This is a genomic window from Leisingera methylohalidivorans DSM 14336, assembly GCF_000511355.1.
Classification (GTDB): domain Bacteria; phylum Pseudomonadota; class Alphaproteobacteria; order Rhodobacterales; family Rhodobacteraceae; genus Leisingera; species Leisingera methylohalidivorans.
Genome location: NC_023135.1, coordinates 481,865 through 502,205 on the forward strand (window position 1 = coordinate 481,865; position 20,341 = coordinate 502,205).

A 20,341-nucleotide genomic window follows, 5' to 3' on the forward strand; every position below is an offset into this window, starting at 1 on the left:
CCGCAGCCTGCCACATGTTGCATTTTTTGCAATACGGATTGCGAAAGACCGGCTGTTTCCGCAGCTCCTGGCCTGCCAGTATCGCATTCCAAGCATCACTCCTCGCGATCAGCACACAGAATGGGAGCCCGCAATATGAGTTTTAAGCCACAGATCAACGACGCCGATGTGCAGGCTGTCACCAGCGCTATGGGCACCATGCCGGGGTCGGCTTCGGTGGCGGAGTTTGTGCCCGGGCCGGGCATCCAGCGGCTGGAGATGCAGTTTGACATCGAAAAGCTGCAGGCGGCGCTGGAGGAGTGCCTGAAGCGCGAGGCCTTCATGGGCGGCTTGCAGGACCAGGGCTTTGCCGCTCTGCCGCTGACCCGGCGCCCCGGGCAGACCGAATGGACCGCCAATGATCTTTCGGGCCGCTACTGGCTGCGCGCCGATGGCCGCTATGTCGAGGAGCCGCGCGAGGAGCTGGTGCCGGAAGTGGATTTTTCCGAGTTCAATCCCAAGTTCAAAGGCACCTATTTAGAGCATGTGCATACAGAACTGGCCAAGCGTTTTCCGATCGGGCGCACACGGGTGCTGTCCAAGGGGCTGTACAATTGCAACTCCTGGCACCGCGATCCGGAACCGCGATTGCATATTCCGGTAATCACCAATCCCGGCGCCTTGTTTATCGTGAATCATCACGTCACGCATCTGCCGGCCGATGGCTCGGTCTATTTCACCGATACCCGCGGCTATCACACCGCCTTGAACGGCGGCGAGACCCGGCGCGTCCACGTCGTGGCGGCGCTGGCCTATGATCAGGTGACGGCATGAGCCGGTACGCTGGGCTGGCGGGGGCGGGCAAGGGGGCCGCAATCTGTGATCTGCGCAGCGATACGCTGACGCGGCCGGATGCGGGGATGATGCAGGCAATCCAGGCGGCGGAGCTGGGCGATGACGTCTATGGCGAAGATCCGCAGGTGAACCGGCTGGAGGCGGTGCTGGCCGAACGTCTGGGCAAGGACGCGGCGCTGTTCCTGCCCACCGGCACCATGAGCAACCTGGCGGGGCTGCTGGCCCATTGCCGGCGCGGCGAAGAGATCATCCTGGGCGCGGAGTATCACGTTTATGCCTACGAGGCCGCCGGCGCCTCGGTTCTGGGCGGGGTTTCGCTGTGCCCGGTGCCGGTGCGCGCAGACGGCGCGTTGGACCCCGGCGCGGTCGCCGGGGCGGTCAAGGCGGATGACAGCCATCTGGCCGTCAGCCGCCTGCTGTCGCTGGAGAACACCCACAACGGTCTGGCAGTGCCGCTGGCGGATATGGCGGCAACGGCTGATGCGGGACGCGGCGCCGGGCTGGCGGTGCATCTGGACGGGGCGCGGTTCTTTAATGCCACGGTGGCGCTGGGCTGTGCCGAAACAGAGCTGGCCGGGTTGATGGATACGATCTCGGTCTGCCTGTCCAAAGGGCTGGGCGCGCCTGCGGGGTCGGTTCTGGCGGGGCCGGGGGATCTGATCGCCAGGGCGCGGCGGTGGCGCAAGATGCTGGGCGGCGGTATGCGCCAGGCCGGGGTGCTGGCCGCGGCCGGGCTTTATGCATTGGACCGCAACGTGGCGCGGCTGGCAGAGGATCACGCGCGGGCCGGGGAACTGGCCGGGGAGCTGCGCAGCCTGGGGGCGGGCGAGGTATCGCAGGCCACCAACATGGTGTTCTTCACGCCGGGGGACGGGCGCAATGACGCATTGCGCGCGCATCTGGCAGCCAGGGGCGCGGTGATCGGCGGCGGCAGCTCCGGCGCGATCCGCATGGTGCTGCACAAAGACGTCGATGACGGCGCTTTGGACTGCGCGGTTCAAGGGCTGAAAAGCTTCTACGGCTGAAATGCCGGGGAAGGCCGCGCCCGCGCTTGGCGGGCGCGGCTCCGGAAAATTCGAATTTTCCGGCCAAAATTCTTTGAAGAATTTTCGACGTCCGGACGCGCCGTCAGATTTCCTTCCGCGCCCTGAGGGCTGCGGAGATCGTGCCGTCGTCCAGATAGTCCAGCTCGCCGCCGATCGGCACGCCCTGGGCCAGCGAGGTCAGCCTGACCTGGCCCTGCAGCTGGTCGGCGATGTAATGCGCGGTGGTCTGGCCGTCGATGGTGGCGTTGAGCGCCAGGATCACTTCGCTGACACCTTCGGTTGCCACCCGGTCCACGAGCCGGGGAATGCGCAGATCCTCCGGTCCCACCGCATCCAGCGCCGACAAGGTGCCGCCCAGCACATGGTAACGGCCCTTGAACACCAACGCCCGCTCCATCGCCCAGAGGTCGGCCACATCCTCGACCACGCACAGCTCGCCATTGGCGCGCTCCGGGTCGGTGCAAAGCGGGCAGATCTCGCGGGTGCCGATGTTGCCGCAGTTGAGGCACTCGCGCGCGGTGGCGGCGACCTCGGTCATCACATCGGCCAGGGGGGTCAGCAGCAGCGCCCGCTTGCGGATCAGATGCAGCACCGCACGGCGGGCCGAGCGCGGGCCCAGCCCCGGCAGCTTGGCCATCAGGGCAATCAGGTCTTCGATGTCGCTGGTGGAGTTTCTGATCATGCCTCGGGCCTTTGTCTGCTGTGCCATATAGGCTGATTGCAGCAGCAAAGCGCAAGGGCAGGGCCGCAATATGTTCAGGGTTTGTTTTGCCGCGGGACCTGCCAGGGCGTGCGCCTTGAAAACAGGAAGGCAGCTGTCTGCGCCAGTAAGTTGAGCCGGCGGGCACCGGGGCGTAATGCCCGGCTGACCGGGGTCGAGGCACTGTGCAGCGGTCAGTGCTGCCTGACGTTCCGGCTGGAAATGCGCAGAGGCACGAAAGGAAGCTGTGCCGCAAGGAAAAAGGCGGCCCATGGCGGGCCGCCTTTGGTCTGGCATCGCTGGCAGCATTCAGAACGGCAGCTTGATGTCCTTGGGCAGACCCATGCTTTCGGTCAGCTTGGCCATCTCTTCCTGCGCCTTTTCCGCGGCCTTGGCCTGGGCGTCCTTGATGGCGGCCAGGATCAGGTCCTCGACCACTTCCTTGTCATCGCCATTGAAGATCGACGGGTCGATATCCAGGCCCTTGAGGTCGCCCTTGGCGGACGCCGTGGCCTTGACCAGGCCGGCGCCGGCCTCGCCCGTCACCATCACATTGTGCAGCTCTTCCTGCATCTGGGCCATCTTGCCCTGCAGTTCCTGTGCCGATTTCATCATCTTGGCCATATCGCCAAGGCCGCCGAGGCCTTTGAGCATGGGGTATCTCCTGAGATTCCGGTTTGCAGCGTAGATACGGGGGGCGGGGGCGTGAAACAAGGGGGAAGCGTTGGATTGCAGAGGGTCCGGCGTGTTTCCCCATACCGCCCGGCCCTTCGCCCGGGAGGGCGCATTGCCGCCTTCAGGCCGACGAGGCTGCAGCGTTTCAGGCGGATGCTGTGCCATTCCTCGGGCACGCCGGGTGGCTTCCCAGGCCCAGTTCCAGGCCCGGGCGCGTCCCGCACCGCGGCTTCATCAGAGTTCACCCGTCTTCGAACGGGTCCCATTCGTCTTCCACCTCGGGCAGGGCCTCGGCGGCGACTTCGGCGGCCAGCTCCTGCGCTGTGCGGATGCGCTTGATCTTTGCTTTGGGGAAGCTTTCCAGCACCGCCTGCACCAGCGGATGCGCGGCGGCTTTCTCGCGCAGGGCGTTCTCGGCGGCGTCGCGGAGCTCGGCAATGGTCGGCGCGTCACCGTCCGGTGCGATGGAGACCACCCAGCGCGCCCCGGTCCAGTTCTGCAACGCCGAGCCAAGCCGGGCCGCCAGATCGCGCGGCGCCTGTGACGAGGGGGTGAATTCGATCCGTCCCGGCTGGTAGGAGACCAGGCGCACGCCGCCCTCAACCTCGACCAGCAGTTTCACGTCGCGGTTGGTGCGGATCAGTTCGACCACATGTTCAAAGGACGGATAGCGGGCCAGCGCGGAACTGACCTGCGGCGCCAGGGCCGCAACCGGGCCGGAGCCGCCTTGCGCCACCGGCGCGCCGCCAGCGGGTCCGCCCTGGCCGCCGTACCCAGCCGGTGCGCTGCCGCCGCCGCCCCCCAAAGCGGGCGCCCCCATGCCCTGCATCGGTGCGCCGCCGCCGGGGCTATTCGGCGGCGGCGGCGGCGGGGTGTCCTGCAGCTTGCGGATCAGTTCTTCGGGCGAGGGCAGGTCGGCCACATGGGTCAGACGGATCACCGCCATTTCGGCGGCCATCATCGCGTTCGGGGCGGCGGCCACCTCCTCCAGTGCTTTCAGCAGCATTTGCCACATCCGGGTCAGCACCCGCATTGGCAGCTGATCGGCCATTGCCTGACCGCGGGCGCGCTCGTCGGGGCTGACGGTGGGGTCTTCAGCCGCGTCGGGGGTGATTTTCACAACCGAGACCCAATGCGTGATCTCGGCCAGATCGCGCAGTACCGCCAGCGGGTCGGCGCCCTCGGCGTACTGGCCGCTGAGTTCGGTCAGCGCCGCCGCCGCATCGCCGCGCAGGATCATGTCCATCAGGTCCAGCACCCGGCCGCGGTCGGCAAGGCCCAGCATGGCGCGGACCTGATCGGCAGTGGTCTCGCCGGCGCCATGGGAAATCGCCTGATCCAGCAGCGAGGTCGCATCGCGGGCAGAGCCTTCGGCGGCGCGGGTGATCAGCGCCAGCGCATCCTCGGCGATCCGGGCGTTTTCGGCCCCGGCAATCTTGCGCAGCAGGGCAATCATCACCTCCGGCTCGATCCGGCGCAAATCGAAGCGCTGGCAGCGCGACAGCACCGTCACCGGCACCTTGCGGATCTCGGTTGTGGCGAAGATGAATTTCACATGCGCAGGCGGTTCCTCCAGCGTCTTCAACAGCGCGTTGAAGGCGCTGGTCGACAGCATGTGGACTTCGTCGATGATGTAGATTTTGTAGCGGGCCGAAGCGGCGCGGTACTGCACCGAGTCGATGATCTCGCGGATGTCGTTCACACCGGTGCGCGAGGCGGCATCCATCTCCATCACGTCGACATGGCGGCCTTCCATGATCGCGGTGCAATGCTCGCATTGGCCGCAGGGATCGGTGGTCGGGCCGCCCTGGCCGTCGGCGCCGATGCAGTTCATGCCCTTGGCGATGATCCGCGCGGTGGTGGTCTTACCGGTGCCGCGGATGCCGGTCATGATGAAGGCCTGGGCAATCCGGTCAGCGGCAAAGGCGTTTTTCAGCGTCCGCACCATGGCGTCCTGGCCCACCAGATCGGCAAATGTTTCGGGCCGGTACTTGCGGGCCAGAACCTGGTATTGGGAGTGGCCGGATGCGCCGGGGGTGCCGCTGGGGGTATCGTTCATGATGTCTCGTGCCGGATTCGGGATGCGGGGCGTCCGCGTTCCGCGCAGGGTATTGAAGCGCAGCCCGTTCGTCCACCGCCGATGGGGCTGTCCCGGGACAGCAAAAGCGCTTTGGGATTGCCCGCTTAGCCGCTAGGCTGCGGACGCATAGGACTGCGGGGGGAAATGCAGGAACGCAACGGCTAAGGAGGCGGTATGCGATCTGAAGACATCCCGGGACCTGGGGCGCAGGACGGCGCGGCGCCGGCAGGCCTGACCATCCACGCGCTGTCAGCAGGCGGCGGTATTCTGGCGCTATGCCCGCTGCCCGGCGGCGGCGGCGATTACCGCAATGACCTGATTCAGATCTATCAGTGGAAACCGGGGCTGGTCATCTCGATGACCACGGAGGTCGAGCACGCAGCCGCAGGCGTGCCGCGGCTGGGGATTGATCTTCAAAGCATGGCTTGCCGCTGGCTGCATTTGCCAGTGCCGGATTTTCAGGCGCCGCCGCCGGGCGTGGCAGCGAAATGGCCGGCCGCCAGCGCCTCCGCACGGCAGGCTTTGGCGGGCGGCGGCCGGGTGCTGGTGCATTGCCGGGGCGGCTGCGGGCGGTCCGGTATGGCGGTGCTGCGGCTGATGATCGAAGGCGGCGAGGATCCGGCGCAGGCGCTGGCCCGGCTGCGGGCGGTGCGGCCCTGCGCGGTGGAAACGGATGAGCAGCTGCACTGGGCCTGCGCGGGGCAGGCGGCAGGTTAGACCGCATAGGCTTCCGCCCGCCCGGGGTCCGGCACTGCCCTCAAAGCTCAGGTTTCACAGCGCCAGCATCTGTTCCGCCTGCCGCGCCGCAGCGGTTTTCGGCAGCGCCTCCATCAGCGCGCAGGGGCGGGTGTCCAGTTTGGAGGCGGCAAAGCCGGTGCCGTCACGGCTGAGGATGGCATCGGCGAAGCGGTCCAGCCCCTCGCGCGGCGCCTCTTCCCCGACGCCGCAATACAGCCGGATCCGGTCATGGCTGGCAGCAAACTGCGCCGGGCAGTTGCGCGGGCAGCCGTCCAGCGCGGTGGTGCCGGTGATCTCGAAATCCTCCTGGGTCAGCGGTTTGGCCTTGGTCATCGCCTCGGCCAGCTTGGCGATCATCCGCTCCGCTGCGGGGCAGGGCCGCCCCAAATACTTGCAATCTGTTGCCGCATAGAAATGCGTCTGGTCCGTCCACATCATATCTGCGCCCTCCGCGCGTGGCACGGGGGTCATGGGGACAAGAGTTCGGATGAAAGACGGATCACAGCCGCCGCAGCCATCAGACCCTGTCCGGACACCCCGCCCGGGTTCGAGTTACACGTCTGATGGCAGGTCTCCTGACTTGCGGGTCGTCGCTCTCCCGATCCTTCCCGGCCTCTTGTCGGGCCAGTGGCTCTATCGGGGTCGCTCGCCGCTTACAGTTGCGGGGGCAGCCGCGGAATTGGCCTGTTTATGCGCAGGCCGCACCGTGTTCCCTTTTCATCCCGGACACAAGATTCTGTGGCACGGGAACCATCGCCACAAGCGGTAGCGGTTTCTTCCGCGAGTCGTCAATCGTTTTTCTGCAGCTGCAAATACAGCCCCCGGATCACATCCGACTGCCGCCGCACCCGGGCCAGCTGCCAGCCGCCCTGCAGCAGGATATAGAAGTTCTCGGCCGCCGCGCGGGCCTCGGGTTCGGGCAGGCCGAGGCGGCGGGCGTGGCGGGCGGTCTCGGCTATCCAGCCCTCGAACAGATGCGCGGCATGCTGGTGGAACGCCTCGTTCTCCGGCCCTTCGAACAGGGTGGCAGAGACCGGGCAGCCGCTCCATTTGCCTTGCTGGTCAAACAGCTTGGCCAGTTTGTAGCAGACCGTCTTGGCCCCCTCCCGGAAGGTTGGCGCCGGCGTGAAAGACGCCTCTATCAGCAGCAGCATCTGCCCTGACGCCCAATCCGCTGCGGCCAGGGCAAGGTCGGATTTGCCATTGGGAAAATGGTGGTAGAGCGAACCCTTGGGCGCTCCGGCCGCTGCCAGCAGTTCCGCCAGCCCGGTGCCGCTGTAGCCCTTGTTGCGGAACAGGCCCGCAGCCGCCCGCAGCAGCCGTTCGCGGGTGGGGGCAGGGGCGTCCGGGGCGGCAGAGGGTGTCGTCACGTCAGTCATACCGGCAGGTTGACAGCATTGGACCGATTGGTCCAGTGATGGAATAGACCAATCGGTCTAGGAGGGTGCCATGCTGGACAGCCATGCAGAACACACCGCGGATATCCGGGTGGAGGAGCTGCGCATTGCCGCAGGCGATGCGATGCTGGCCGGGCGGCTGTACCACCCGGCGGGGCGGGCGCGGGCCGCGGTGGTGCTGAATGGCGCAACCGGGGTGCCGCAGCGCTTTTACCGGCATTTCGCGCGCTGGCTGGCAGCCGGGCAGCAGGTGGCCTGCCTGACCTATGACTACCGGGATTTCGGAGACTCGGCGCGGGGCCATCCGCGCCATTCCGGCGCGACAATGGCCCAATGGGCGCTGGAAGATCAGCCAGCTGCCCGGGCCGAACTGCAACGGCACTATGCGGGCGTGCCGTTGTGGGTGATCGGCCATTCTCTGGGGGCGATGCTGATGCCCCTGCAGGATGGCCTGAAGGACGTCGCCCGCATGATCGTGGTTGCGGGCGGCTTGGTGCATCACCACGATCATCCCTGGCCCTACCGCGCGCTGGCGCTGGCTTTCTGGTTCGGCCATGTGCCGCCATTGGTCCGTGCCTTGGGCTATCTGCCCGGGCGTGCGGTGGGGTTCGGGGCCGATTTGCCCGCCGGGGTTTACTGGCAGTGGCGGCGCTGGTGCACCACGCCGGGCAGCTACCTGCCGGAAACCGGCGCGGCCTTGCCGCTGCCCGGATGGGCAAGCACCGGCGTGCCGGTGGATCTGTTTGCGATGGCGGATGATGACGTTGTGCCGCCGGCGGCCGTTTGGCGCCTGGGGGGCGTCTTTGGCAATGTGCTGCAACGCCGGACGGTGCTGTTGCCGCAGGAGATGGGTGTGAAGAGGATCGGCCATCTGGGCGCCTTTGCCCGCGACAATGCCGCCCTGTGGCCGCGGCTGCTGCCGCCGCAATAGCGCGCGCTCCGCATAACGGCGGGGGCAAGCAATAGGGTCAGGCGATAGGCTCAGGCGGTGCGGTTCAGCCGTTCCTCGGTGATCCGGGCATAATCGGCCAGCCGCAGCTTGAACCGGCGGGTGAGGTTGCTGCGGGCCAGTTTCAGGGATTGCACCAGCAGCCGGCCGGTCAGGGTGGTGGGGGCCAGTTTCAGCTGCGCCGACATCCGGGTCCGCCGCGGCGACAGCGCCAGCAGCTCGACCTCCAGGCGGCCGTCCAGGCCGCTGCCGCTGCCGGTCAGCGCCAGCCCGGCAGCCGGCGCATAAGACGCCAGCGTCAGCCGGATGTCGCGATGCTTGCCGCGGAACCGGAAGCCGATATCCCAGGCCAGGCCGTTCTCCGGATGGGCGGAATCGCCGGTCCGCTGCACGTCGATGCCGCGCCGCAGGGCCGAGCGCTCCAGCAGGTCAAAATCGGAGATTGCGCCAAAAACTTCGGCAATCGGGGCTTCGATATCTTCTTTGCTCTGAAATTCCATGCTTGCCTGCCTCAGTTGCGCCGCCGTGCTGCCGCGCTGTTTGCCGCAATATGCGCTCTAGTCCAGCGTGTCCGCAAGCCAGTTCTTAAGCAGAAAATGCGCAATTGCCCCCTGCCGCGACGGTTTCAGAACCGGGTGTTCGCCGGCAAAGACCGTCATCATGTCCTGGCGGCTGACCCACAGCGCGTCTTCGATTTCAACCGGGTCGATGGTGATCTCCGTGCTCAGCGCCTCGCCCGCGCAGCCGAACATCAGCGACATCGGAAAGGCCCAGGGCTGGCTGGACAGATAGCGGACCGGCCCGACCTGCACGCCGGTTTCCTCAAAGGTTTCGCGGCGCACCGCCGCCTCCAGCGTCTCACCCGGTTCGACAAATCCCGCCAGCAGCGAATACATCCCCTCGGGCCAGCCGGGAGAGCGGCCCATCAGCACCGCATCGCCATGGGTGATCAGCATGATCACCACCGGGTCGGTGCGCGGGAAATGCGGTGTCTTGCAAGCGGGGCAGATCCGCTGCCAGCCCGCCTGGGCCATGCCGCTGGGCGCGCCGCAGGCTGCGCAGAACCGGTGGCTGCGGTGCCAGGCCAGCAGCGCCTTGGCGGTGGCGGCCAGTTCCGCCTCCAGCGGCGTCAGGCGGGTCATGACCCGGCGCAGCTCGGCAAAGACATGGGACGCGGCCAGATCAGGGTGCTGCTGCTCGCTGGCATCGGCAAAACTGCTCAGGGCCCCGCTGTCCAGGTCTTCGGGCTGCCAGTCACTGATATCGCAGGCAAAACACGGCGCGCCGCCGGGGGCCAGGCCAAGGAAAATCGCCGCGTCCCGGCGGCTGGCGGCCAGCGGGTGCGCCGGAGCGGTCCAGCCCAGCCCGCAGGGCAGGCCGTCTTCTGCGATGCGGAGGGTCAGCGGCTTGCCGCGCCACATCAGCAGCACCTGGGCCTCCGGGCTGTTCCAGGCCGTTTCCAGGGCAGCGGTGTCGGTGCGCAGATGCGCCGCCCGCTCCAGCCCGCCGCGGCCGAAGGTCACGTGTTCTGCGTGTTTCATTGCGTCTCTCCTCTGGCTGGCGGCGGCTTCCCTGCGGTCAAGGGCTGAGATACTGCTATCCATGACAGTGTGCCGCAGGCGTTGCCAGCAATTGGCAGTGATCCGTGCTTGCCTGTCGCTGCGCCGCCACACCTGCCGGGCAGGAATTGCAGCTTTTCTGCCACAGGGCAGGCGGCGCCCGCGCCGTTGACGCACCGGGAGCGGGAAAAAATCATATGCAGCCAAAAGGGTTCCTTGCAAATCGTTAACGCGCTGATTCAAATAGCCGCAAAACAAGAATGGCACCAAAGGGTGCGGGCAGGAGCAACGGCAGGCAGTGGCAACGGAATTTCGCACATGACAAGCGGGGCGCGGGCCTCGCAAACCCGGACGGTCACCGGGCAGCTGCACGTGCTTGCCACTACGGACCTGCACTGCAATCTGCTGAGCCATGATTATTATGCCGACCGCCCCGGCGGGGCCATCGGCCTGTCCCGCGCGGCCACCTTGATCAACCGCGCCCGGGCTGAGGCCGGCCGCCTGGGCGCGGCCTGCCTTCTGGTCGATAACGGCGATGGCTTTCAGGGCTCGCCGCTGGGGGACATCGTGCCGGGCACCAAAGGCCCGCATCCATTGGCCCGCGCATTCCGGTTTTTGAAATATGATGCAGTCGGTCTCGGCAATCATGACTTCGATTTCGGCCTGGAGGCGCTGGCACGCGTTCTGAAAGACGTGACATGCCCGGTGCTCTGCGCCAGCCTGACGGCGCGGCAGCCGGACCTGCGGCTGCCGTTTGCGCCCTCGGCGGTGCTGGAACGCAAGATCCCGGGGCAGCCCGGGCTGCCGCCGGTCCGGATCGGGCTGTTTTCGGTGCTGCCGCCGCAGACTTTGGCCTGGTGCGGCGAGGCCCTGCAGGCACAATTGGCTGCAGGCGGCATCGTGGAAACCGCCGCGGCCCAGGCCAGCCAGCTGAAGGCGCAGGGCTGCGACCTGGTGCTGGCGCTGGCCCATACCGGCATTGACAGCAAGGCCGGCGCGGGCCGCGGCGAAAATGAACTGGAGCGGCTTGCGGCTCTGCCGGAAATTGACGCCGTTGTCGGCGGCCACACGCATCTGACGCTGCCGGATCCCGCGCATCCCTTTGCCAAGCCCGTCGTGATGCCGGGTGCGCATGGCTCGCATCTGGGGGTTCTGCGGCTGGAGCTGGAGCATCGCTGCGGGGGCTGGCGGCCCGGCGGCGGCACTGCCAGCCTGCAGCCGGTGGGCCGCCACCGGCAGACCGGCGCCGCCCAGCCGCTGGTGCCTGAGGAACCTGATTTTGCAGGCGCGCTGGCAGAAGACCACGCCCGCACCTTGCAGCGGATGCGCCAGCCGGCGGGCTTCAGCCCGGTGGCGATGCATTCCTATTTCACCTTCTTCGCGCCGGACCGCGGCCTGGCGCTGGTCGGCAGCGCCCAGGCCGCTGCGGTGCGGTCGATGCTTGACAGCGCCGGCGCCCAAAGCCTGCCGTTGCTGTCGGCTGTCGCACCCAGCAAGTTCGGCGGCCGGTCCGGGCCGCATTTTTATACCGACATTGCGGCCGGGGATCTCTGTGTCCGCAATATTGCGGATCTGCAGATCTTCCACAACGAATTGCGGGTGGTCGCGGTGACCGGCGCCCAGCTGCTGGACTGGCTGGAAATGTCGGCAGGGCTGTTCAGCCAGATCGCGCCGGGCAGTTCCGGGCAGCTGCTGGCCGACCCGCAGCGGGCTGGGCATAATTTCGATGTGATCTTCGGGCTGAGCTATCAGATCGACCCGGCGCAGCCGCCCCGGTTCTCGGCCGCGGGCGTCAGGATCAACCCCGATGCCCGGCGGATCCGGAAGCTGTGCTGGAACGGCCGGCCGGTGGAGCCCGGCCAGCGTTTCGCGGTTGCGGTCAACAGCTACCGGGTCTGCGGCGGCGGCAGCTTCGGAATGCTGCAGAAGGCCGAAGAACTGCCGCTGCCGCCGATGCGGATCCGCGAGGCGATCCGCGATTATATCGCCGGGCGGCTGCCCGCTGATCCGCTGGCAGAGGCGCCTTATCCCTGGCAGCTGGCGCCGATGCCGGGCACCAGCGCGGTTGCGGTGACCGGGCCGGGGGCCGCCGGATACCTCGAGGAACTGCCTGCCGGGCTGGCGACGCCATGCGGCCACAGCAGCGGCGGCTTTCTGGAACTGGAGCTGCGGCTTTAAAACACCGAAGACCGGGCTGGCCGGGCAGGCGGGGCACTTGCCAATCCCGGCGGCGGCGCTTATATCGGGATTCGAGAGGTTGGCGCGGGCAGGCGCCTCGCCAACCTGGTCAGGTCCGGAAGGAAGCAGCCACAACGAGCCCCGCTTGGGTCGATGTCCAGCCTCTCACTTCACTCCCCGCGCAGATTGAACGAGGGTGCCGTTTTCAGGCAATGGAAACGGCCCGGAACAACCGGTTCTTCCGGGCCGGAAACCGGCGCCTCAATAGCGGCCGTTGTCGGCCGGGTAGACGCCGAGGATTTCCACATTGGTGGTGAAATAGCTCAGCTCATCCATTGCCAGCTGCACATTCGGATCTTCCGGGTGGCCTTCGATATCCGCGTAAAACTGCGTGGCGGTGAAGGATCCGTCCACCATATAGCTTTCCAGCTTGGTCATGTTGATGCCATTGGTGGCAAAACCGCCCATCGCCTTGTACAGCGCGGCGGGGATGTTGCGGACCTGGAACACGAAGCTGGTGATCATGCTGTGGGCGCCGCGGCGGCGGTAGTCCGGCTCCGGCGACATGATCACAAAGCGGGTGGTGTTGTCGCCATTGTCCTCGATGTGGCGGGCCAGCACGTCCAGCCCGTAGATCTCGCCCGCCAGCTCGCTGGCCAGTGCCGCCACGTGTTTGTCGCCGGCCTCGGCCACATCCCGCGCCGCCCGCGCGTTGTCGGGGCTGACCCGGCCGGTGATGCCGTGTTCGCGCAGAAAAGTCCCGCATTGCGGCAGCAGCACCAGATGCGATTTCGCCTCGCGGATGTCCTCCAGACTGGCGCCCGGCACCCCCAGCACATTGATATGCACCCGCACAAAGGCCTCGTCGATGATGTGCAGCCCGCTGTGCGGCAAGAGCCGGTGGATGTCGGCCACCCGGCCATAGGTTGAGTTCTCCACCGGCAGCATCGCCTGTTCGGCAGCACCGCTTTTGACCGCTGCAATGGCGTCCTCGAAGGTGCGGCACGGCAGCACCTCCAGATCGCGCCGGGCGCTGCGGCAGGCTTCGTGGCTGTAGGAGCCAAGCTCCCCCTGAATGGCGATTTTGCGGCTCATGGGTGTGTTCCCCGTGCAAAACTTCAAGAATTGGGCGTTTCGTCGCGCTGTCTATACCTTGCCACTTTGAAGGGGAAGCCTTAGACACCCCCGCAGACAGCTAAATGGACTCGCGATCATGTTTGACACGATGACCCTCACCAAAGCGACCGCAGGCGTCTGCGGCGCGTTCCTGGTTCTCCTTCTGGGCAAATGGGGCGCAGAAGCACTGTATCACATGGACAGCCACGGTGAGGCGTCCTATGTGATCGAAGTCGCCTCGGCCGATGCCGCAGCCAGCGACGAGCCGGAAGTCAGCTTCGAAGAGCTGATGGCCTCTGCCGACGTTGCCAAAGGCGCCAAGGTATTCAAGAAATGCTCCGCTTGCCACAAGCTGGAAGACGGCGCCAACTCGACCGGCCCGTATCTCTATGGCGTTGTCGGCCGCGACATCGCAGCCGCCCCCGGCTTTGGTTATTCCGGCGCCCTGACCGGCCTGGACGGCAGCTGGACCGCGGAGGCGCTGGACGCCTTCCTGACCAAGCCGTCGGCCTATGCGTCGGGCACCACCATGTCGTTCTCCGGCCTGAAAAAGCAAAAAGACCGGGTGAACCTTATTGCCTATCTGGACAGCCTGGACGGCTGATCCGGAACGCTGTCAAAGCTATCCGATTGAAGAAGCCGCTGCAGAACTGCAGCGGCTTTTTTGATGCGGGCAGACGCCGGTCCGGTTCAGGCCGGGTTGTTCTCCCGGTAATAGGCCCGCGCATCGCGTTCCCGGCCGTCCGGCAGGATGCAGACGCCGATGGTGCCGGCCTTGCCGCTGCGCAGCACGTAGCTGCCGCCGGTCTGCAGGCAATAGGCCTCTTCCGGGCTGCTGTACACCACTTCCTCTTCCTGCTGGGCGCAGGCGCTGAGCGCGGCGGCCCCGGCAACCGCAAGGGCGGCAAATTTCATTGACTTCAGCATCGGAAACTCCCTCGTTACATAACGCAATCGTGATGCGAGGCTGGCAGGCAATTTTATTGCGGGCAAGCGGCGCCTTGCAAATGCGCGCCTTTCGGCTGCTTTGCGCCCAGACAGCGGAAGATATCACTTAATCTCAACTTGAATGTTACCGCCCCCGGCCATTAGCTTGGCAGCGGAAATCCGGGCCGAAGTTCCGGGCAAAGGAGGTCATGGCAGATGAACACCGCTCGAGCTGCGGCGCGCGTGCGCGCAAGAGAATGGATGACCCCGCTGCAGGCGGCTGCGGCGCTGGCCCATGCGCTGTTTCTGGGGCTTATCCTGACGGTGGCCGCAGCGACGCTGGCGCGGGCGGAGGATGCGCTCATCAAGGCGCATGGCTTTGCCGAATTCGGGGCGCTGAAGTATCCGGAAGGCTTTGCCCGTTTCGATTATGTGAATCCTGCAGCGCCCAAAGGCGGCGAATTGTCGATTTCTGCCGTCGGCACCTTTGACAGCATGAACCCCTATACCCGCAACGGGCGCGCCGGGGCGCTGTCTTCGGACCAGTTCGAAAGCCTGCTGGTGGCATCCTACGATGAGCCAGGCTCCTACTACGGGCTGATCGCCGAAAGCCTGGAGTATCCTGAAAGCCAGGACTGGGTGATTTTCAACCTGCGCCCCGAGGCGCGGTTTTCCGACGGCACCCCGGTCACCGCTGATGATGTGGTGTTTTCCCACAATATCCTGCTGGACCAGGGGCTGAAATCCTATGCCGAGGCGGTGCGCAAGCGGATTCCCAAGGCCGAAGCGCTGGACCCGCACCGGGTCAAATTCCACTTCTCGCCTGATTTCCCGCGCCGGGCGATGATCAGCCAGGTGGGGGGCACGCCGGTGTTCTCCAAGGCGTGGTTCGAGGCAGATCCCGAAAACCGCCGCCTGGACGAACCGCGGCTGGATCCCGGCATCGGCTCCGGCCCCTATGTCCTGGACAGCGCCGAGGTGAACCAGCGCATCACCTACAAGCGTAATCCGGATTATTGGGGCACGGATCTGAACGTGAACGTGGGCCGCCATAACTACGACCGCATCCGGGTCGAATATTTCGGCGACGCGATCGCCGCGATGGAGGGGTTCAAGGCCGGCGTTTACACCCTGCGGCCCGAGAACAACTCAAAAAGCTGGGCCACGGCGTATGACTTTGCCGCGGTGGACAAGGGCCAGGTGATCAAGGGTGAAATCCCCGACGGCAATGTGCCCGCCGCCAACGGATTTGTGATGAACCTGCTGAAGCCCAAGTTCCAGGACATCCGCGTCCGCGAGGCGCTGCAGCTGGGGTTCAATTTCGAATGGACCAACGAAAGCCTGCAATACGGGCTGTTCCGCCACCGTTCCTCCTTCTGGCAGGATTCGCCGCTGCAGGCGAAAGGCCTGCCCGAGGGCCGCGAGAAAGAGGTGCTGGAGGCGCTCGGCGATCAGATCGACCCGTCGATCCTGACCTCGGAACCGGTGATGGCGCATAGCTCAAATGCGTCCCGCCCCGGCGACCGCAGGAACCTGCGCCGGGCGATGAAGCTGCTGGACGAGGCCGGCTGGGCCGTTGGCGATGACGGGCTGCGCCGCAATGCCCGAGGCGAGGTGCTGAAGGTCGAATTCCTCGCCGACAGCCCGACCATCGAACGCATCGTGCAGCCCTATGTCACCAACCTGCGCACCATGGGCGTCGATGCGATGCTGAACCGGGTCGACTACGCCCAATACACCAGCCGCCGCCGGGAAAAGGAATTCGATATCATTTCCTCTGCCTACCCGATGTCGCTGGAGCCTTCGACCGGCCTGTACCAGTACTTCGGCTCCGAGGCGCATGAGTATTCGGTGTTCAACCCGGCGGGGCTGGCCGATCCGGCAGTGGATGCGCTGATCGGCAATATCGTCAAGGCCACCACCCAGGACGAGCTGCGCGCCAATGCCCGCGCCTTGGACCGGGTGCTTCGGGCCAAGCGGTTCATGGTGCCGACCTGGTATCTGGACGTGAACTGGATTGCCTATTGGGACATGTACCGCCATCCGGAAAATCTGCCGCCTTATGACACCGGCCTGCTGGATCTGTGGTGGATCGACGCCGCCCGCGAGGCGGAGCTTAAAGCCGCCGGTGCGCTGCGGTAAGGACCTGACATGGCAGCCTATATTCTTCGACGCCTGCTGTTGGTGATCCCGACGCTGTTCGGCATCCTGCTGGTGAACTTTGCGCTGGTGCAATTTGTGCCCGGCGGCCCCGTGGAACAGATCATCGCCCAGCTGGAAGGCGGCGGCGATGTGTTCGAAGGCTTTGCCGGCGGCGGCGGCGACACCGGAACGGAAATTGTCAGCGCCAATGAGAACTACGCCGGCCGCCAGGGGCTGCCGCCGGAGCTGATCAAGGAACTGGAACAGCAGTTCGGCCTGGATAAGCCGCCCTTGGAACGGTTTGTGATCATGGTCGGCAACTATCTGCAATTCGATTTCGGCGAGAGTTACTTCCGCAAGATCGACGTGACCGATCTGGTGCTGGAGAAAATGCCTGTTTCAATCTCTCTGGGCCTTTGGTCGACGCTGATCGCCTATCTGATCTCGATCCCGATGGGCATCCGCAAGGCGATGCGCGACGGCTCGCCCTTCGACACCTGGACCAGCGGCGTGATCATTGCGGCTTATGCGATCCCGGGTTTCCTGTTTGCCATCATGCTGCTGGTGCTGTTTGCCGGCGGTTCCTACTGGCAGGTTTTTCCGCTCAGGGGGCTGACCTCGGACAATTGGGAAAACCTCAGCCTGTTTGGCAAGATCGGCGACTATTTCTGGCACATCACCCTGCCGGTGGTGGCTTCCACAATTGCCTCTTTTGCGACCCTGACGCTTTTGACGAAGAATTCCTTCCTTGATGAAATCAAGAAGCAATATGTGATGACCGCCCGTGCCAAGGGCCTCAGCGAACGCAAGGTGCTGTACGGCCATGTATTCCGTAATGCGATGCTGATCGTGATTGCGGGTTTTCCGGCGGTGTTTGTCAGCGTCTTCTTTGGCCAATCGCTGATCATCGAGACGATCTTCTCGCTGGATGGTTTGGGGCGTTTGGGGTTCGAGGCCGCGGTGGCGCGTGATTATCCGGTGATGTTCGGCACCATGTACATCTTTGGCCTGATGTTCCTGGTGGTCGGTATCGTTTCGGACCTGATGTATGTGCTGGTCGACCCGCGCATCGACTTTGACAAGAGGGAGGGCTGAGACATGGCGCTTTCCCCCCTGAACCAGCGCCGCTGGCACAATTTCTGCAAGAACCGCCGCGCCTTTTGGTCGCTGTGGATCTTCGGCGTGCTGTTTACACTCTCGCTGTTTGCCGAGTTCATTGCCAACGACAAGCCGATCCTGGTGAGCTACCGCGGCGAACTCTTCATGCCGGTGTTCAATTTCTACCCGGAAACCCGGTTCGGCGGCGACTTCCAGACCGAGGCGATCTACAGCGACCCGGAGGTGGAATGCCTGATCCGCTCCGGTGGCATCGAGAATTGCTTTGACGAGCCCGGAATGATCCTGGAGGAGATTGCCGCAGGCACCTATGCTGGGGAGGGGTTCGAGGAGGGCTGGACCCTCTGGCCGCCGATCCCCTACAGCTTCAACACCACCGTCGACCGTCCCGGCGCGGCGCCGCTGCCGCCCAATGGCCAGAACCTCCTTGGCACCGACGACACCAAACGCGACGTGCTGGCGCGGGTGATCTACGGTTTCCGCCTGTCGATCCTGTTCACCCTGATGGTGACCGGCGCCGCCAGCCTGCTGGGCATTCTGGCCGGCGCGGTGCAGGGGTATTTCGGCGGCCTCACGGACCTGATTTTCCAGCGGCTGATCGAGGTCTGGAGCTCGGTTAACTCGCTTTATGTGATCATCATCATGTTTGCGATCCTGGGCCGCAGTTTCTGGCTGCTGGTGTTTTTGATGATCCTGTTCGGCTGGACCTCGCTGGTCAGCGTTGTGCGGGCGGAATTCCTGCGCGCCCGCAATCTGGAATACGTCCGTGCCGCCAAGGCGCTGGGGGTCGGCAACATGACAATCATGTTCCGCCATATGCTGCCCAATGCAATGGTGGCGACGCTGACCATGCTGCCCTTTATCATTACCGGCACTATCGGCCTGCTGGCCTCGCTCGATTTTCTCGGCTTCGGCCTGCCGTCCTCGGCGCCCTCCCTGGGCGAGCTGACGCTGCAGGCCAAGCAGAACCTGGAGGCGCCCTGGCTTGCCTTCACCGCCTTTTTCACCTTCGCCATCATGCTGTCGCTCTTGGTCTTCATCTTCGAAGGCGTGCGCGATGCCTTCGACCCGAGAAAGACGTTTTCATGAGTTCTCTTCTTGAAGTCAAAGACCTCCGCGTCTCCTTCCGCCAGGACGGCAGGATCACCGAAGCCGTGCGCGGCGTCTCCTTCTCGGTGGACCGCGGCGAAACCGTGGCGCTGGTGGGCGAATCCGGCTCCGGCAAATCCGTCTCGGCGCTTTCCACGGTCTCGCTGCTGGGCGACAGCGCCAGGGTCGAAGGCTCGGTCACCTATGACGGCACCGAAATGGTCGGCGCCGATGAGAAGCATCTGATGAATGTGCGCGGTAATGACATCAGCTTCATCTTTCAGGAGCCGATGACCTCGCTGAACCCGCTGCACACCATCGAACGGCAGCTGGAAGAATCCATCGCCCTGCACCAGGGGCTGGCAGGCCGCGCGGCGCGGGCGCGCATTCTGGAGCTGATGGAAAAGGTCGGCATCCGCGATGCGGAAAGCCGGCTCAACGCCTATCCGCATCAGCTGTCAGGGGGGCAGCGGCAGCGGGTGATGATCGCCATGGCGCTGGCCAACAAACCCGACATCCTGATCGCGGATGAGCCGACAACGGCGCTGGATGTGACCATCCAGGCGCAGATCCTCGACCTTCTGGCGGATCTCAAGGAAAGCGAAGGCATGGGGTTGCTGTTCATCACCCATGACCTCGGCATCGTGCGCCGCATTGCCGACCGGGTCTGCGTGATGAAAGACGGCGAAATTGTCGAGGAAGGCCCGGCGGCAGAGATCTTTGCCAGCCCGCAGCACCCCTACACCCGGAAACTGCTGGCGGCTGAGCCGTCGGGAACGCCGCCGCCGGTGCCCGCGGGCGCCAAAGAACTGGTGACGGCGCAGAACCTGAAAGTCTGGTTCCCGATCCAGAAGGGCCTGCTGAAACGCACAGTGGGCCATGTGAAGGCGGTGAACCCGATGTCTCTCTCGGTGCAGGCCGGCGAAACCCTTGGCATTGTCGGTGAAAGCGGCTCCGGCAAGACCACGCTGGCGCTGGCCATCATGCGGCTGATCGCGTCCGAGGGCGCGGTGACCTTTCAGGGCCAGGATCTGCGCAAATGGTCCACCCGCGACTTGCGCCGTCTGCGCAAGGACATGCAGATCGTGTTCCAGGACCCCTTCGGCTCGCTCAGCCCGCGGATGACCTGCGCCCAGATCATTTCCGAGGGGCTGGAAATCCATAAGGTCGATCAGCACCGCAAGCCGCGCGAACTGGTGGCCGAGGTGATGCGGGAGGTCGGCCTGGATCCGGCCGCAATGGACCGCTACCCGCATGAGTTCTCCGGCGGCCAGCGCCAGCGCATTGCCATCGCCCGCGCAATGGTGCTGCGCCCCAAGCTGGTGGTGCTGGACGAGCCGACCTCGGCGTTGGACATGACGGTGCAGGTGCAGATCGTCGAGCTGCTGCGCGATCTGCAGGCGCGCTACGGGCTGGCCTATCTGTTCATCAGCCACGATTTGAAGGTGGTGCGGGCGATGTCGCACAAGGTGGTGGTGATGAACCAGGGCGACGTGGTCGAGACCGGATCGGCCGAGGAATTGTTCACCAGCCCGCAGGCAGAGTACACCCGCAGGCTGCTGGCGGCGGCGGGTTAACCCGCCCCTGGTTAACATTGTGGCAGGCTTTGCAGCATTTATGCGCGCGCGGCCTGCGCAACGCCCATAAGTTGCGGCAGCCCTTTTGACCGAATGTTTCGCGCGCGAAACATTGCGGCAGAGTTTCTGACCTGTCTGCGCAGCCCCGGAACAGGCGGAAACCTCCCGCGCCCGCAGGCCCTTCCGGCTGGCGCCGGACGGTCCTTGGCGGCCTTGGG

At 65.3% G+C, this 20,341-nt stretch carries 19 protein-coding genes, 1 other RNA gene and 1 riboswitch; of the genes, 11 read left to right on the top strand and 9 right to left on the bottom strand.

Translation table 11 applies throughout. The annotated features are described in order from the left end of the window. Positions 1–135: 135 nt before the first annotated feature. Positions 136–813 carry a peptide-aspartate beta-dioxygenase gene (locus tag METH_RS02485; protein WP_024088822.1) on the top strand — a complete coding sequence of 226 codons (678 nt, stop codon included), beginning with the start codon at positions 136–138 and terminating at the stop codon, positions 811–813. After that, positions 810–1,859 (top strand): low-specificity L-threonine aldolase, encoded by a 1,050-nt coding sequence (ltaE, locus tag METH_RS02490; protein WP_024088823.1) that lies wholly within the window; start codon positions 810–812, stop codon positions 1,857–1,859. The genes METH_RS02485 and ltaE overlap by 4 nt, the downstream gene beginning before the upstream one ends. Before the next feature lie 103 nt (positions 1,860–1,962). Here ltaE and recR read toward each other — a convergent pair whose 3' ends face one another. The 3 genes from recR to METH_RS02505 all read right to left on the bottom strand — a co-directional run bounded on the left by recR (position 1,963) and on the right by METH_RS02505 (position 5,314). Next, a complete protein-coding gene (gene recR / locus METH_RS02495) occupies positions 1,963–2,562 on the bottom strand; it encodes a recombination mediator RecR (RefSeq protein WP_024088824.1) in 600 nt (199 codons plus the stop codon). A gap of 327 nt (positions 2,563–2,889) precedes the next feature. Beyond that, a complete protein-coding gene (locus tag METH_RS02500; protein ID WP_024088825.1) occupies positions 2,890–3,234 on the bottom strand; it encodes a YbaB/EbfC family nucleoid-associated protein in 345 nt (114 codons plus the stop codon). Between the two features lie 262 nt (positions 3,235–3,496). Further along, positions 3,497–5,314 (bottom strand): DNA polymerase III subunit gamma/tau, encoded by a 1,818-nt coding sequence (locus METH_RS02505; protein ID WP_024088826.1) that lies wholly within the window; start codon positions 5,312–5,314, stop codon positions 3,497–3,499. Positions 5,315–5,509: 195 nt separating this feature from the next. Between METH_RS02505 and METH_RS02510 the strand changes: the two genes are divergently transcribed. Then, positions 5,510–6,052 carry a protein-tyrosine phosphatase family protein gene (locus tag METH_RS02510; protein ID WP_024088827.1) on the top strand — a complete coding sequence of 181 codons (543 nt, stop codon included), beginning with the start codon at positions 5,510–5,512 and terminating at the stop codon, positions 6,050–6,052. A 54-nt stretch (positions 6,053–6,106) separates the two neighbouring features. On the opposite strand, the gene METH_RS02515 is transcribed toward METH_RS02510, so the two are convergent. Together METH_RS02515 and METH_RS02520 are read right to left on the bottom strand one after the other, a co-directional pair. After that, positions 6,107–6,511, bottom strand: a complete 405-nt coding sequence (locus METH_RS02515) for a hypothetical protein (RefSeq protein WP_052348753.1) — start codon at positions 6,509–6,511, stop codon at positions 6,107–6,109. Positions 6,512–6,621: 110 nt separating this feature from the next. Then, a riboswitch (cobalamin riboswitch) is annotated at positions 6,622–6,842 on the bottom strand. A gap of 19 nt (positions 6,843–6,861) precedes the next feature. Next, positions 6,862–7,452: a TetR/AcrR family transcriptional regulator gene (locus tag METH_RS02520; protein ID WP_024088829.1), complete on the bottom strand. Its 591-nt coding sequence runs from the start codon at positions 7,450–7,452 to the stop codon at positions 6,862–6,864. A 70-nt stretch (positions 7,453–7,522) separates the two neighbouring features. Between METH_RS02520 and METH_RS02525 the strand changes: the two genes are divergently transcribed. Further along, the gene (locus METH_RS02525; protein ID WP_024088830.1) at positions 7,523–8,401 is read left to right on the top strand and encodes an alpha/beta hydrolase family protein; all 879 of its coding nucleotides are present in this window, start codon (positions 7,523–7,525) and stop codon (positions 8,399–8,401) included. A 50-nt stretch (positions 8,402–8,451) separates the two neighbouring features. On the opposite strand, the gene METH_RS02530 is transcribed toward METH_RS02525, so the two are convergent. After that, positions 8,452–8,919, bottom strand: coding sequence for an SRPBCC family protein (locus METH_RS02530; protein ID WP_024088831.1), 468 nt, complete (start codon positions 8,917–8,919; stop codon positions 8,452–8,454). A 57-nt stretch (positions 8,920–8,976) separates the two neighbouring features. Next, positions 8,977–9,960, bottom strand: coding sequence for an NAD(+) diphosphatase (nudC, locus tag METH_RS02535; protein ID WP_024088832.1), 984 nt, complete (start codon positions 9,958–9,960; stop codon positions 8,977–8,979). Positions 9,961–10,296: 336 nt separating this feature from the next. On the opposite strand from nudC, the gene METH_RS02540 reads away from it, so the two are divergent. Together METH_RS02540 and ffs are read left to right on the top strand one after the other, a co-directional pair. Beyond that, complete coding sequence (locus METH_RS02540) at positions 10,297–12,156, top strand: 5'-nucleotidase C-terminal domain-containing protein (RefSeq protein WP_024088833.1); 1,860 nt, start codon at positions 10,297–10,299, stop codon at positions 12,154–12,156. A 72-nt stretch (positions 12,157–12,228) separates the two neighbouring features. Then, positions 12,229–12,327: signal recognition particle sRNA small type (gene ffs, locus METH_RS22925), an RNA gene on the top strand. Between the two features lie 90 nt (positions 12,328–12,417). Here the strand turns inward: ffs and METH_RS02545 are convergent. Further along, the gene (locus tag METH_RS02545) at positions 12,418–13,251 is read right to left on the bottom strand and encodes a prephenate dehydratase (RefSeq protein ID WP_024088834.1); all 834 of its coding nucleotides are present in this window, start codon (positions 13,249–13,251) and stop codon (positions 12,418–12,420) included. 118 nt (positions 13,252–13,369) lie between these two features. Here METH_RS02545 and METH_RS02550 point away from each other — a divergent pair, with 118 nt between their 5' ends. After that, the gene (locus METH_RS02550) at positions 13,370–13,876 is read left to right on the top strand and encodes a c-type cytochrome (protein ID WP_024088835.1); all 507 of its coding nucleotides are present in this window, start codon (positions 13,370–13,372) and stop codon (positions 13,874–13,876) included. A gap of 86 nt (positions 13,877–13,962) precedes the next feature. Here the strand turns inward: METH_RS02550 and METH_RS02555 are convergent, their stop codons facing one another. Continuing rightward, a complete protein-coding gene (locus METH_RS02555) occupies positions 13,963–14,199 on the bottom strand; it encodes a putative hemolysin (RefSeq protein ID WP_044008308.1) in 237 nt (78 codons plus the stop codon). A 216-nt stretch (positions 14,200–14,415) separates the two neighbouring features. Here METH_RS02555 and METH_RS02560 point away from each other — a divergent pair, with 216 nt between their 5' ends. From METH_RS02560 to METH_RS02575, 4 genes are read left to right on the top strand one after another with little or no spacing between them, the layout of a single operon-like run. After that, positions 14,416–16,341, top strand: coding sequence for an extracellular solute-binding protein (locus tag METH_RS02560; protein ID WP_024088837.1), 1,926 nt, complete (start codon positions 14,416–14,418; stop codon positions 16,339–16,341). A 9-nt stretch (positions 16,342–16,350) separates the two neighbouring features. Beyond that, positions 16,351–17,436, top strand: coding sequence for a microcin C ABC transporter permease YejB (locus tag METH_RS02565; RefSeq protein ID WP_024088838.1), 1,086 nt, complete (start codon positions 16,351–16,353; stop codon positions 17,434–17,436). Between the two features lie 3 nt (positions 17,437–17,439). Then, positions 17,440–18,546, top strand: a complete 1,107-nt coding sequence (locus tag METH_RS02570; RefSeq protein WP_024088839.1) for an ABC transporter permease — start codon at positions 17,440–17,442, stop codon at positions 18,544–18,546. Then, positions 18,543–20,123: an ABC transporter ATP-binding protein gene (locus METH_RS02575; RefSeq protein WP_024088840.1), complete on the top strand. Its 1,581-nt coding sequence runs from the start codon at positions 18,543–18,545 to the stop codon at positions 20,121–20,123. The genes METH_RS02570 and METH_RS02575 overlap by 4 nt, the downstream gene beginning before the upstream one ends. Positions 20,124–20,341 lie beyond the last annotated feature (218 nt).